Source organism: Micromonospora sp. LOL_025, from assembly GCF_048060285.1.
Classification (GTDB): domain Bacteria; phylum Actinomycetota; class Actinomycetes; order Mycobacteriales; family Micromonosporaceae; genus Micromonospora.
The window spans coordinates 50,501-63,648 of the sequence record NZ_JBHMIR010000002.1; the positions used below are offsets into that span (position 1 = coordinate 50,501).

At 74.8% G+C, this 13,148-nt stretch carries 11 protein-coding genes; 6 read left to right on the forward strand and 5 right to left on the reverse strand.

The window, feature by feature from the left end:
• The first annotated feature begins 14 nt into the window (after positions 1-14).
• Positions 15-473, forward strand: a complete 459-nt coding sequence (locus ACFHW0_RS03005) for a GNAT family N-acetyltransferase (RefSeq protein WP_416605315.1) — start codon at positions 15-17, stop codon at positions 471-473.
• A gap of 111 nt (positions 474-584) precedes the next feature.
• Complete coding sequence (locus ACFHW0_RS03010) at positions 585-1,688, forward strand: lytic polysaccharide monooxygenase auxiliary activity family 9 protein (protein WP_416605317.1); 1,104 nt, start codon at positions 585-587, stop codon at positions 1,686-1,688.
• Positions 1,689-1,977: 289 nt separating this feature from the next.
• On the opposite strand, the gene hemQ is transcribed toward ACFHW0_RS03010, so the two are convergent.
• Genes hemQ through hemE form a run of 3 tightly spaced genes read right to left on the reverse strand, consistent with a single transcriptional unit; the run spans position 1,978 to position 5,185 of the window.
• The gene (hemQ, locus tag ACFHW0_RS03015) at positions 1,978-2,679 is read right to left on the reverse strand and encodes a hydrogen peroxide-dependent heme synthase (RefSeq protein WP_366638648.1); all 702 of its coding nucleotides are present in this window, start codon (positions 2,677-2,679) and stop codon (positions 1,978-1,980) included.
• A complete protein-coding gene (gene hemG / locus ACFHW0_RS03020; protein WP_416605319.1) occupies positions 2,676-4,082 on the reverse strand; it encodes a protoporphyrinogen oxidase in 1,407 nt (468 codons plus the stop codon). Before hemG ends, hemQ begins: the two co-directional genes overlap by 4 nt.
• 5 nt (positions 4,083-4,087) lie before the next feature.
• Positions 4,088-5,185, reverse strand: a complete 1,098-nt coding sequence (gene hemE / locus ACFHW0_RS03025) for a uroporphyrinogen decarboxylase (protein WP_416605320.1) — start codon at positions 5,183-5,185, stop codon at positions 4,088-4,090.
• A gap of 177 nt (positions 5,186-5,362) precedes the next feature.
• Between hemE and ACFHW0_RS03030 the strand changes: the two genes are divergently transcribed.
• Positions 5,363-5,944, forward strand: coding sequence for a DUF3000 domain-containing protein (locus ACFHW0_RS03030; protein WP_416605722.1), 582 nt, complete (start codon positions 5,363-5,365; stop codon positions 5,942-5,944).
• 17 nt (positions 5,945-5,961) lie between these two features.
• Here the strand turns inward: ACFHW0_RS03030 and ACFHW0_RS03035 are convergent, their stop codons facing one another.
• A complete protein-coding gene (locus ACFHW0_RS03035) occupies positions 5,962-6,792 on the reverse strand; it encodes a hypothetical protein (RefSeq protein WP_416605321.1) in 831 nt (276 codons plus the stop codon).
• Between the two features lie 74 nt (positions 6,793-6,866).
• Entirely contained in the window at positions 6,867-8,096 is a 1,230-nt protein-coding gene (locus ACFHW0_RS03040) for a trypsin-like peptidase domain-containing protein (protein WP_416605323.1), read from the reverse strand.
• Positions 8,097-8,305: 209 nt separating this feature from the next.
• Here ACFHW0_RS03040 and ACFHW0_RS03045 point away from each other — a divergent pair, with 209 nt between their 5' ends.
• The 3 genes from ACFHW0_RS03045 to ACFHW0_RS03055 all read left to right on the forward strand — a co-directional run bounded on the left by ACFHW0_RS03045 (position 8,306) and on the right by ACFHW0_RS03055 (position 13,082).
• Positions 8,306-9,634 carry a ribonuclease D gene (locus ACFHW0_RS03045; RefSeq protein WP_416605324.1) on the forward strand — a complete coding sequence of 443 codons (1,329 nt, stop codon included), beginning with the start codon at positions 8,306-8,308 and terminating at the stop codon, positions 9,632-9,634.
• Positions 9,635-9,789: 155 nt separating this feature from the next.
• Entirely contained in the window at positions 9,790-10,983 is a 1,194-nt protein-coding gene (locus tag ACFHW0_RS03050) for a thiolase family protein (RefSeq protein WP_416605325.1), read from the forward strand.
• Positions 10,980-13,082, forward strand: a complete 2,103-nt coding sequence (locus ACFHW0_RS03055) for a 3-hydroxyacyl-CoA dehydrogenase NAD-binding domain-containing protein (RefSeq protein ID WP_416605327.1) — start codon at positions 10,980-10,982, stop codon at positions 13,080-13,082. Before ACFHW0_RS03050 ends, ACFHW0_RS03055 begins: the two co-directional genes overlap by 4 nt.
• Positions 13,083-13,148: the final 66 nt, after the last annotated feature.

Genomic DNA, 13,148 nt, shown 5'->3' on the forward strand with positions numbered 1-13,148 from the left:
CCTACCATCGCGGAGTGCCGCAGCCCCCCGTGACGAGGACCGCCTCGTTCGCCGACCTCGACGCCCGCACCTTCCACGACCTGCTCCGGCTCCGGATCGACGTGTTCGTCGTGGAGCAGGCGTGCCCGTACCCGGAACTCGACGGGCGCGACGTCGAGCCCGGCACCCGGCACCTCTGGCTCGACGACGGCGGCGCACCCCTGGCGTACCTGCGGATCCTCGCCGACCCGGGCGGCGTGGCGCGGATCGGTCGGGTGGTGGTGGCGCCGAAGGCGCGCGGGGGTGGGCACGCGGGCCGGCTGATGACCGCGGCGCTGGAGCTGGTCGGCGACCGCCCCTGCGCGCTGGAGGCCCAGTCCCACCTGGTCGGCCTCTACGCCCGCCACGGCTTCGCCGTCGCCGGCCCCGAGTACGTCGAGGACGGCATCCCGCACACCCCCATGCGCCGGGAAGGCATTGACCGAAGCCGATAAATGTGGCAACCTCCGGGCAGAGCCGTCGCGGGAGCCACGCAGCGCGCACGGGAGAGGCAACTCCCGGGCCGTCCGGGCGTCGTCGTCCGACCTCTCCCCCCGGGGGGCTCCATGTCCACTCAACTTCGATCCTCCCGCCTGGCGTGGCTGCTCGCCGTCGCGGCGACCGCCGTGCTGCTGCTGACCACGGCCCTGGCCAACCCCGTGTCGGCGCACGGCTCCGTGGTGGACCCGGCGTCACGCAACTACGGCTGCTGGCAGCGCTGGGGCAGCGACTTCCAGAATCCCCGGATGGCCACCGAGGACCCGATGTGCTGGCAGGCCTGGCAGGCCAACCCGAACGCCATGTGGAACTGGAACGGCCTGTTCCGCGAGGGCGTCGCCGGCAACCACCAGGCCGCCATCCCGAACGGTCAGCTCTGCTCCGGCGGCCGGACCGAGGGCGGTCGCTACAACGCCCTCGACACGGTCGGCGCCTGGAAGACCGCCCCGGTCTCCAGCAACTTCCGGGTCCGCCTGCACGACCAGGCCAGTCACGGCGCGGACTACATCCGGGTGTACGTGACGAAGCAGGGCTTCGACGCCCTCACCGAGCCGTTGGGCTGGGACGACCTGGAACTGGTCGGCCAGATCGGCAACACCCCGGCGTCGGGGTGGAAGCCGGAGCCCACCGGCGTGTCCATCGAGATCCCGGCGAGCGCGCCGGGGCGGACCGGGCGGCACGTCGTCTACACCATCTGGCAGGCCAGCCACCTGGACCAGTCGTACTACCTGTGCAGCGACGTCGACTTCTCGGGCGGGCCGACCAACCCGCCGCCCACGACGCCGCCGCCGACCACTCCCCCGCCCACGACGCCGCCGCCCACCACGCCGCCCCCGACGACCCCGCCGCCGACGACCCCGCCGCCGGCCGGGGCCTGCACGGCCGCCTACCGGGTCACCGGGCAGTGGGGTGGAGGCTTCCAGGGTGAGGTGACGGTGACCGCCGGCGGCGGGGCCGTCAAGGGCTGGTCCGCGACCTGGACCTACGCCGACGGCCAGCAGGTCACGTCGATGTGGAACGCGACCCTGACCACCAGCGGAACCAGGGTCGTCGCCCGCAACGCGGCCCACAACGGGGCGCTGGCCCCCGCGGCGAGCACCACGTTCGGCTTCCTCGGCTCGTGGTCCGGCACCAACAGCGTGCCGACGCTCACCTGCACGACCGTCGTCTGATCCGCACCGGAACCCCGGCCGGGGTCGCGTCCCACTCCCTCCGGGGCGCGCCCCCGGCCGGCCCGCGCACCGGCACCATCAGGCCGCTGTCGAGCTGCCCCACCGGTGGGACCGCCACCCGGCGGGCAGCCGCCCCGCCCCACGGGGCAGCTCGACAGGGCCGGAACGCGAACGACCGCCGCCCGCCCCGGTCACGTGGTGCGCCTGGTCCGGAACGCCGACCACCGCCGCCAGTCCACTCCGGCGACGTACGGCGTACGGCGTACGGCGTTCGACGGGCAGTCGCGCGTCAGACGAGGCAGTTGACGATGTCGGCCACCGAGCGGCGACGACCGGTGTAGAAGGGGATCTCCTCCCGGACGTGCCGGCGGGCGCCCGAGCCCCGCAGGTCGCGCATCAGGTCGACGATCCGGTGCAGCTCGTCGGCCTCGAACGCGAGCATCCACTCGTAGTCGCCGAGCGCGAACGAGGCGACCGTGTTGGCCCGCACGTCCGGGTAGCCGCGGGCCATCTTGCCGTGCTCGGCGAGCAGCTCGCGCCGCTCGGCGTCCGGCAGCAGGTACCACTCGTAGGAGCGGACGAACGGGTAGACGCAGACGTACGGGCGGGCCTCCTCGCCGGCCAGGAACGCCGGGATGTGGCTCTTGTTGAACTCCGCCGGCCGGTGCAGGGCCATCTGCGACCAGACCGGGGTGAGCGCCCGGCCCAGCGTGGTGCGGCGGAACCGCAGGTACGCGTCCTGGAGGTCGTCGCTGGAGGCGGAGTGCCACCAGATCATCAGGTCGGCGTCGGCGCGCAGCCCCGAGACGTCGTACGTGCCGCGGACGACCACGTCCTTGCCGGCCAGCTCCGCGAAGAGCGCCTCGACCTCGCCGGTGACGTTCTCGCGCAGCGACGGCAGCGGGCTGGTGGCCCGGTACACCGACCACATCGTGTAGCGGATGCTGTCGTTGAGCTCCCGCAGCCGGGCCGCGTTGGTCTGCTCGGTCATGTCCCCGATCCTCCCAGTGCTGTGATGATCTCCTCGGCCGCCGTCTCGCCGGAGCGGACGCAGACCGGGATGCCGACCCCGTCGTACCCGGCGCCGGCTAGGACCAGCGTCGGATGGCTCGCCCGCAGGGCCGCCCGCGCGGTGGACACCCGGTCGGCGTGACCCGGGGTGTACTGCGGCAGTGACCCGCCCCAGCGCTGCACGTGGCCGGCGACCGGTGCGGGCAGCGGCACGCCGAGCACCGCCGACAGCTCCCGGTGCACGGTGGCGGCCAGGTCCTCGTCGGTGCGCTGCACCTGCCGCTCCTCGCCGTAGCGGCCCACGGAGGCGCGGACGAGCGCCAGCCGGTCGGTCCGGCGCAGGTGACCCCACTTGGTGGTGAAGAAGGTCGACGCCTTGATCAGCAGACCCTCGGTGCTCGGCACCAGGAAGCCAGACAGCTCCGGCAGCTCCGGCTCGGGCAGCGCCAGGGTGACTAGCGCGACGCTGGCGTAGTCCAGCCCGCCGACGCCCTCGGCCACCTGCGGGGCCGGGCCGGCGAGCAGCCGGGCCGCCGGGCGGGCCGGCACGGCCAGCACCACGGCGTCGACGTCGACCGACTCCGGATCCCGGGTGGGGCCGACGGTCAGCCGCCACCCGGCCCCGGCCGGGGTCAGCTCGCGCACCGCCGCGCCCCGCCGGATCGTCGCTCCGCTGGCCGCCGCCGCGGCCTCGACCAGCGTGCTGAGCCCGCCGGCCAGGGTGCCGAAGACCGGCGCCCCCGGCGCGCGGGGGGCCGCAGCCTGCGCGGCACGCACCGCGCCCACCAGGGTGTGCTCCACCCGGGCGGCCCGGGCCAGCGCGGGCATGGTGGTGGTCAGGGAGAGGTCGTCGGCCCGGCCGGCATAGACGCCGCCGAGCATCGGGTCGACCAGCCGGTCGACCACCTCGTCGCCGAACCGGGCCCGGACCAGCGCGCCGACGGAGACGTCCTCGTCCGCGCCGAGCAGCGGACGGCCGGCGTCGACGTCGGCGTCCGCCGCCGGCCGCGCGACCGTGGCCACCCGCTCCAGGTCCCCGGGTACGCCGACCAGGGTGCCGCCGGGGATCGGGCGCAGCCCCCCGTCGACGACGAGCGCGGCCCGCCCGACGGTGGGGTGCACGATCCGCTCGCCCAGGCCGAGCCGGCGGACCAGGGCCACGGCGGCGGACTCGCCCCCGGCCGGGTCGCGCATCAGGAACGACTCGGCGCCGAACTCCACCGCCGAGCCGGCCAGCTCCCCGGTGCGCAGCTTGCCGCCGAGCGCGCCGGACTGCTCGTACACCGTGATCTCGGTGCCGGGGGCGCGGTCGCGCAACCGGACCGCGGCGGCCAGCCCGGCGATCCCGCCGCCGACCACCGCCACCCGCCACGGCGCCCGCATGCCGCTCAGCCCCGGTCGGCCGGCTGGGCGGACAGCTCGTGCACCAGGGCGACCACCCGGGTCAGCACGTCGGGGTCGGTCTCCGGCAGCACACCGTGCCCCAGGTTGAACACGTGCCCGGGCGCGGCCCGGCCCTGCTCCAGGATCCGCCGCACCTCGCCCTCGACCACCGGCCACGGCGCGAACAGCACGCACGGGTCGAGGTTGCCCTGCACCGCCCGGTCCGGCCCGATCCGCCGGGTCGCCGCGTCCAGCGGGGTACGCCAGTCGACGCCGACCACGTCGGCGCCGGCCTCGCCCATCGCGCCGAGCAGCTCGCCGGTGCCCACCCCGAAGTGGATCCGGGGCACGCCCGCGTCGGCCAGCCCGGCCAGCACGCCCGCCGAGTGCGGCAGCACGAAGCGGCGGTAGTCGGCCTCCGACAGCGCCCCGGCCCACGAGTCGAAGAGCTGCACCGCGGAGACCCCGGCGGCCACCTGGACCCGCAGGAACGCGAGCGTCACCTCGGCCAGCCGGGCGCAGAGCGCGTGCCACAGCTCCGGCTGGCCGTACATCATCGCCTTGGTCTTCGCGTGGGTACGCGACGGGCCGCCCTCGACCAGGTAGCTGGCCAGGGTGAACGGCGCGCCGGCGAAGCCGATCAGCGGGGTGTCGCCCAGCTCGGCGACGAGCATCCGGACCGCCTCGTCCACGTAGGAGACGTCGTCACGGGTGATCGGCCGGATCCGTTCCACGTCGGTCAGGGTGCGTACGGGCTCGGCGACCACCGGGCCCGTGCCGGGCACGATGTCCAGGTCCACCCCGGCGGCGGCGACCGGCACCACGATGTCGCTGAACAGGATCGCGGCGTCCACCCCGTGCCGGCGTACCGGCTGGAGGGTGATCTCGGTGACCAGGTCGGGGCGGCGGCAGGACTCCAGCATCGCCACGTTGGCCCGGATCTCGCGGTACTCCGGCAGCGACCGGCCGGCCTGGCGCATGAACCAGACGGGGGTGTGCGGGCCGGGCTGGCGCCGGCAGGCCCGGACGAAGGGCGAGTCGGCCGGTCCGCCGGGGCGGGGGTCTTCGTCTCGGGCGTCGGCGCCCGTCGTCGTGGTGGTCATCGCGGCCATCGTGCCACGGGGGACGCGGGCGGCAGCGGGCAGCGCCGCCTTTTGTGACGCCGGTCGGCCCGGCGGGGGGCGGGCGCCCGCGGGGCGTCCTCCAGGGGCAGTGGCACGACCGCCGCGTGGCCCGGCATCGGCGCGCCTCTCGGGCGGGTGGCCGACCGGCGGCATAGGCTGCCGGCATGGCCCCCCCCGATCGCGCTCCCGGAGACCTTCGCCCGCGCGGTCACCGGGCTGCGGTCCGCGGCGCCCCGGTCGGAGATCGTGCTGGAGGAGGTCGGCGCGCCGCAGCGACTCGCCCCGTACGCCTTCGCGCTCTCCGCCACCGTCCTGCGCGACGGCGAGGAGGTGGCCTCCGGGCGGCTGATCCTGCTGCACGACCCGGCCGGCCACGAGGCGTGGCAGGGCACCCTGCGGCTGGTCACCTACGTGACGGCGGAGCTGGAGGTCGACCTGGCCGCCGACCCGCTGCTGCCCGGGGTGGGCTGGACGTGGCTGACCGACGCGCTGGAGGCGCAGGACGCGGAGCACCGGGCGATCGGCGGCACGATCACCCAGACCATGTCGACCCGGTTCGGTGACCTGGCCGGGCCGCCCGCCGCCGCCGACATCGAGATCCGCGCCTCCTGGACGCCGGTCGACGACGACCTCGCCCCGCACCTGCTGGCCTGGTGCGCGCTGCTGGCCTCGACCGCCGGGCTCCCCCCGCCCGGGGTGACCGCGCTGTCGGAGCGTCGCCCCGCCGGCGCGGCCTGACCCCGCGACGGGTCACCTCACAGGTACTTCTCGGCCTCGTTGCAGACCTTGTCCATGCCCTGGATAGCCTTGTCGTAGGCCGCCTTGTTGCCGTTCGCCGCCGCGGCGAGCGCGGTGGTGAGCTTGTCGAGGCAGCTGGCGATGACCTTCTTCTGCCGGGCCTGCTCGTCCCGGTCGTTGCGGGTGCCGGTGAGGTCCTGCTCGGTGTCGCCGAGCTTGTCCCGGACCGCCTGGAGGTCGGTCTTGAGCTTCTCGATCTCCTTGCCGTTCGCCGCGATGGTGCCGTCGCGCTGGCTGACCTCGCTGGCCATCTTCTTCTCGGTCCGGTCCAGCTCGTTGGTGGTCGACACGAACAGGCCGGTCATCACCCCGCCCAGGACGAAGAGCAGCCCGGCCACGACGGCCAGGATCAGCACCTTGTGGCTCTTGCCGGGGCCGCCCGGCGCGGGGCCGCCGAAGGGCGGGGCGGAGCCGGGCGGGGCGGACATCGGCTGCCCGTACGCCGGCCCGGAGGCCGGGGGGACGGACATCGGCTGCCCGAAGGCCGGCCCGCCGGAGACCTGGCCGGCGTGCGGCGACGCGCTGCCGGAGGCGTAGCCGGGCGACGCGCTGCCCGGGGCGTAGCCGGGCGACGCCGGCGGGGCGGACTGGGGGTAGCCGCCGGACGGGGCCGGGTTGTACTGCTGCGGCGCCGGGGAGTGCTGCTGGCCGGCGTCCGGCTGTTCGGGCGTGTACGGGCGCGCGCTGCCGTAGGTGGTGCCGTGCGGGGCGCCGCCCGACGGCGGCTGACCGGGCGCGGCCGGCGGGTACGGCGGGTAGCCCTCCGGCCCGGTCGGTGGCTGGGACATGTCGTTCTTCCTCCACGTGTACTGGTCCGCGCGGCATGCTCCGCCGGGCCGAGGGGGGTTGGGCGCTGACGGGGTCAGCAGATCTTGAAACCGTCGCAGGCGACCTTGATCGGTACGGCGAGACCGATCCCCTCGGCGTTGCGGGCCTTGGCGGTGGCGATGCCGACGACCTGCTTGCTGCCGTTGATGACCGGGCCGCCCGAGTTGCCGGGGTTGATCGGGGCGTCGAACTGGATGACCGGGCCCTCGCCACCGCCGGCCTCGCGGAAGGCGCTCACCACGCCGGTGGTGACGCTGTCCTCCAGGCCGAGCGGCGCGCCGACGACCACGATCTGCTGGCCGGACTTCACGGCGGCGGGCGCGGCGACCAGGCCGGTGAACTTGCCGTTGGTCCGCAGGTGGGCGACGTCGTTGGCCTCGTCGACGCGCACGATGGTCGCCGGGAAGCGCTGGTCGGTGCGCTCCAGGAAGACCTCCCGCTCGCCGGTCTGCCAGAGCGCGTCCACGACGTGGTAGTTGGTGAACAGGTTGGTGCCCCCGCCCGCGGCCGGCTTGCCGATCGCGAACGCGGTGCCGGTGGAGTTGCCGGCCCGGACCCGGAACACGCTGGGCAGCACGGCGCTGGCCACGGCCTCCGGGTTGAACGCGGCGCCGGCCTGCTTCTCCAGCGCCCCCGCCCGGGACTCCAGGCCGTCGAGCCGGGTGCCGTCGGCCGCCTGCGCCGCCGCCATCCTGCCGTCGGTGTCGCCCAGCCGGTTCGAGAGCCGGTTGATCTGGTACGCCTGCACGCCCGTCACGACGGCCAGCAGGCCGGCGAGCACGAGCGCGGTGATGGTGAGCCCGCGCCCCTTCGTCGCCGGGGCGGGCCCGGCGGGGTACGGCTGGCCCGGCCCGGAGCCCTGGGGGTGGCCGTGGGCGGGCGGCTGGCCGGGGACGCCCGGCGGCGTCGAACCGGACGCGGGGGGCCAGCCGGGCCCGGGGGTGGCACCGGGCGGCGGCGTCGACGGGCCCGGGGCGGTGGACGGAGTGCCGCCGTGCCCCCAGCCGCCGGCAGCGGGTGCGGCGGCCGGGGCCGGCGCGTTGGCGGGGGCCACGCCCCACTGGCCCGGCTGCGACGGCGGCGACCAGGCGGGCCGGGGGGACGGGCCGGCCGCGGGCTGCCCGGGGGCGCCCGGCGGCAGGTACGCGGAGCCGGCCGGCTCGATCCGGGGCGGCAGTGGCCCGGGACGGGCCGTCCCCGGCGGGAACGCGCCGTCGCCCGGTCCCGCCGGGCCCCTGTCCGCCGACCCGTAGCCAGCAGTCATGATCGCCTTGCCCTCCCCGTAGACGCCCCGCTCCGTTCACGGGACCCTGATGATGCCGTACCCGCGCAACGGCCCGATGGACCGTACCTGCGTCAACGGGCTTTGTCTTCCCCTATGTCCGGCCTCCGGAAGGACATCCGGCGGTCGCCCGGCGACACACACCGGACCGGCTTCACCCACCGCGTCGCGTCGCGCACTAGGGTTGTCAGGTGACCGACGAACCACCCCTGCGCCGTCGGCCCGCCGAAAGCCGTACGGGAATCGATGCGCACCACCCGCCGTCGGCCCGACCGGAGCCGGAGGCCGCGGGGACCGAACCGACCGCCGACGGGCCCGTTCCGCTGACCGCCCCGCGCGAGGGCACACCTGAGCCGGCGGCCACGCCCGGCGAGCTGGCCGACGTCGTGGCCCGCTTCGCCGCAGGCACCGGCCCCGTCGCCCTCGACGCCGAGCGCGCCTCGGGCTACCGCTACAGCCAGCGGGCCTATTTGGTGCAGCTGCGCCGGGCCGGTTCCGGCACGGCGCTGATCGACCCGCTGCCGCTGCCCGACCTGAGCGCCCTCGACACGGTGATCGGCGAGGCCGAGTGGGTGCTGCACGCCGCCAGCCAGGACCTGCCCTGCCTGGCCGAGCTGGGCCTGCGCCCGCGCCGGCTGTTCGACACCGAACTGGCCGCCCGGCTGGCCGGATTCGAGCGGGTCGGCCTGGCCGCGCTGACCGAGCAGCTACTCGGCTACAGCCTGGAGAAGCACCACTCGGCGGCCGACTGGTCGAGCCGCCCGCTGCCGGAGTCCTGGCTGACCTACGCCGCGCTCGACGTGGAGATGCTGGTCGACCTGCGCGACGCGCTCGACGAGGAGCTGACCCGGCAGGGCAAGTCCGCGTGGGCGGCGGAGGAGTTCGCCGCGCTGGTCCGCACCGGCGCCCGGCCGCCGAAGGCGCGCGCCGAGCCGTGGCGCCGCACGTCCGGCATCCACCGGGTGCGGGGGGCGCGGGCCCAGGCCCGCGTCCGTTCCCTCTGGTACGCGCGGGACCAGATCGCCGCCCGGCGGGACGCCGCCCCGGGGCGGGTGCTGCCGGACTCGGCCATCGTCGCGGCGGCGGAGCTGGATCCGAAGGACGAGAAGACCCTGCTCACCCTGCCCGGCTTCGGTGGTCGCTCGGTGCGCCGGCTGGCCCGCACCTGGCTGGCCGCGCTCGACGACGCGCGGCAACTGCCCGAGGACGCGCTGCCGGTCGCCCCGACGGTCGAGGGGCCCCCGCCGCCGCACCGCTGGGCGGAACGGGACCCGGTGGCGGCGGCCCGGCTGGCCCGCTGCCGGGAGGTGGTGGTCCGGATCGCCGGCGCGCACCAGCTGCCGCCGGAGAACCTGATCACCCCCGACTCGATCCGCCGGCTGGCCTGGGTACCCCCGGAGGAGGTCACGGAGGAGGCCGTCGCGGAGACCCTCCGGGGCTTCAACGCCCGCGAGTGGCAGATCACCCTGCTCCTTCCCGACCTCACGGAGGCCCTCACCGATCCACCCCTCGCCCCCTGACCCGGCGGTGTGGGGTGGGCCACACGGGGGCGGGTGCCAGCGATGGTTACTGGCGAGTAGCATCCGGAGGAACACGCCCGTGCCGGCGACCTTCGTCCGGTCCGTAGTGCCGCCTGCCGGCGCCGAGGCCGGATCAGGTCGAAGAGGAGGCTCAAGTGCCCCGTGAAGTTCGGGATGTCGTCTTCGTCGACGGCGTCCGTACCCCGTTCGGCAAGGCGGGTGGCATGTACGCCAACACCCGCGCCGACGACCTGGTGATCCGCTGCATCCGCGAGCTGCTGCGTCGTAACCCGCAGCTGCCGCCGGAGCGGGTCGAGGAGGTCGCGATCGCCGCCACCACCCAGATCGGCGACCAGGGCCTGACCATCGGCCGGACCGCCGCCCTGCTGGCGGGCCTGCCCAAGACCGTCCCCGGCTTCGCGATCGACCGGATGTGCGCCGGCGCCATGACCGCGGTGACCACCGTCGCCAGCGGCATCGCCATGGGCGCCTACGACGTCGCCATCGCCGGCGGCGTCGAGCACATGGGCCGCCACCCGATGGGCGAGGGCGTCGACCCCAACCCGCGGATCGTCGCCGAGAAGCTGGTCGACCCGTCGGCGCTGGTCATGGGCGCGACCGCGGAGAACCTGCACGACCGGGTCCCGCACATCACCAAGGAGCGCACCGACGCGTTCGCGCTCGCGTCGCAGCAGAAGACCGCCAAGGCGTACGCCAACGGCAAGCTCCAGGACGACCTGGTGTCCGTGGCGGTCCGCGACGAGGAGAACGCCTGGGGCCTGGCCACCGTCGACGAGGCTCCCCGGGACACCTCGCTGGAGAAGCTCGCCACCCTGAAGACCCCGTTCCGCCCGCACGGCAAGGTCACCGCGGGCAACGCGGCCGGCCTGAACGACGGCGCCACCGCCAGCCTGCTCGCCTCCGAGGACGTCGCCCGCGAGCTGGGCCTGCCGGTCGCCATGCGGCTGGTGTCGTTCGGCTTCGTCGGCGTCGAGCCCGAGGTGATGGGCGTCGGCCCCATCCCGTCGACCGAGAAGGCGCTGCGCCTCGCCGGCCTGACCATCGACGACATCGGCCTGTTCGAGCTGAACGAGGCGTTCGCCGTGCAGGTGCTCGCCTTCCTCGACCACTTCGGCATCGCCGACGACGACCCGCGGGTCAACCCGTGGGGCGGCGCGATCGCCATCGGTCACCCGCTCGCCTCCTCGGGCGTCCGGCTGATGACCCAGTTGGCCCGGCAGTTCGCCGAGCACCCCGAGGTCCGCTACGGCGTCACCGCCATGTGCATCGGCATCGGCATGGGCGGCACGGTCATCTGGGAGAACCCACACTGGGAGGGAGACAAGTGAGCGCGCTCGCCGCACCGAACGAGGTCGTCACCAGGGCGCTGCTGCGCCAGGTGAACGTACCGGGGCTGGACCGGCCGGCCGCCCTGATCACCCTGGACAACGGCTTCGACCACACCAAGCCCAACAGCTTCGGCCCGGGCGGCCTGACCAGCCTGGACGAGGCGATCACCGCCGCGCTGGCGGCCGACCCGGCCTTCGTCGCGGTCACCGGCAAGCCGTACGTCTTCTGCGTGGGCGCGGACATCACCAGCCTCCCGCAGCTCGCCGACCGCGAGCAGGCGCTGGAGATCGGGCGGCTCGGGCACCGGGTCTTCGCCCGGCTCAAGGACAGCGAGGTCCCGACCTTCGCCTTCGTCAACGGCGCGGCGATGGGCGGCGGCCTGGAGCTGGCGCTGCACTGCCACTACCGGACGCTCTCCGGCGGGGTGGCGGCGCTGGCGCTGCCCGAGGTCTTCCTCGGCCTGGTCCCCGGCTGGGGCGGCACGCAGCTGCTGCCGAACCTGATCGGCATCCCGGCGGCGACCCAGGTGATCATCCAGAACCCGCTCATGCAGAACAAGATGCTCAAGCCGAAGCAGGCCGCCGAGATGGGCATCGCGGACGTGCTGCTCGAGCCGGCGGACTTCCTGGAGCGGTCCCTGGAGTGGGCCGCCGGCGTCGTCCGGGGCGAGGTCACCGTGACCCGGCCCGAGGTCGACAGGGACATGTGGGCGGGCGTGCTCTACTTCGCCCGGCAGACCCTCGACCAGCGGCTGCACGGCGCGGTTCCGGCCGCGTACAAGGCGCTGGACCTGCTGGAGACCGCGAAGGACGCCGACTTCGCCACCGGCACCGCCGCCGAGGACGAGGCCCTCGCCGACCTGGTCTTCTCCGAGGAGCTGCGCAGCGGCCTCTACGCGTTCGACCTGGCGCAGCGGCGGGCCAAGCGGCCGGCCGGCGCGCCGGACAAGGGGCTGGCCCGCCCGGTCACCAAGGTGGGCATCGTCGGCGCCGGCCTGATGGCCAGCCAGCTCGCCCTGCTCTTCGCCCGCCGCCTCCAGGTGCCGGTCGTCATGACCGACCTGGACCAGGCCCGGGTGGACAAGGGCGTCGGCTACGTGCACACCCAGATCGAGAAGGCCGTCAGCAAGGGCCGGATGGACAAGGGCACGGCCGCCAAGCTGTACGGCCTGGTCAGCGGCGCGGCCAAGGCGGAGGCCTTCGCCGCGCCTCAGCCGGGCCAGCTCACGTCGTTCGCTGACTGTGACTTCGTCATCGAGGCCGTCTTCGAGGACCTGGCCGTCAAGAAGCAGGTCTGGGCCGAGCTGGAGAAGACCGTCAAGCCGGAGGCGGTGCTGGCCACCAACACCTCCTCCCTGTCGATCACGGCGATGGCCGAGGAACTGGAGCACCCCGAGCGGGTGGTCGGCTTCCACTTCTTCAACCCCGTCGCGGTGCTGCCGCTGCTGGAGATCGTCCGGGGCGAGCGGACGGACGACGCCACGCTCGCCACCGCGTTCGCGGTCGGCAAGCAGCTGAAGAAGTCCTCCGTGCTGGTCTCCGACGCCCCGGCGTTCGTGGTCAACCGGCTGCTCACCCGCTTCCTCGGCACTGTCTTCGCCGCCGTCGACGCGGGCACCCCGCTGGACGTGGCGAACAGCGCGCTGGACCCGCTCGGCCTGCCGATGCGCCCGCTTGCCCTGCTCCAGCTCGTCGGGCCGGCCGTCGCGTACCACGTGGGCGGCACCCTGCACGCCGCGTTCCCCGACCGCTTCGGCGTCAGCGAGAACCTCAAGCGGATCGCCGACTCCGGTCAGCCGATCGTCGTCGACGACCAGGTCAACGACGAGGTGGCCAAGCTGCTCGTGGTCGGCGACCAGCCGCTCACCGCCGAGCAGGTGCGCCAGAACGCGCTCGACGCGCTGGCGCAGGAGATCCGGCTCATGCTCGACGAGGGCGTCGTCGCCGAGGCGCAGGACATCGACCTGTGCATGATCCTCGGCGCGGGTTGGCCGTTCCACCTGGGCGGCATCACGCCGTACCTGGACCGGACCGGCACCTCGGAGCGGGTCACCGGCCGACGGTTCCTGCCGCACGGGGTGGCCAGCCTGCCCGGCTGATCCACACCGCCCCCCGCGTACGCGGTGGTTGCCCCGTCCAGCTTGGATGGAGGTGGCCACCGCGTT

Bases quoted from the DNA above. Each gene is read 5' to 3' on its own strand.
- ACFHW0_RS03010 (WP_416605317.1), top strand. From the start codon at position 585: ATGTCCACTCAACTTCGATCCTCCCGCCTGGCGTGGCTGCTCGCCGTC.
- hemQ (WP_366638648.1), bottom strand. From the start codon at position 2,679: ATGACCGAGCAGACCAACGCGGCCCGGCTGCGGGAGCTCAACGACAGC.
- hemG (WP_416605319.1), bottom strand. From the start codon at position 4,082: ATGCGGGCGCCGTGGCGGGTGGCGGTGGTCGGCGGCGGGATCGCCGGG.
- hemE (WP_416605320.1), bottom strand. From the start codon at position 5,185: ATGACCACCACGACGACGGGCGCCGACGCCCGAGACGAAGACCCCCGC.
- ACFHW0_RS03035 (WP_416605321.1), bottom strand. From the start codon at position 6,792: ATGTCCCAGCCACCGACCGGGCCGGAGGGCTACCCGCCGTACCCGCCG.
- ACFHW0_RS03040 (WP_416605323.1), bottom strand. From the start codon at position 8,096: ATGACTGCTGGCTACGGGTCGGCGGACAGGGGCCCGGCGGGACCGGGC.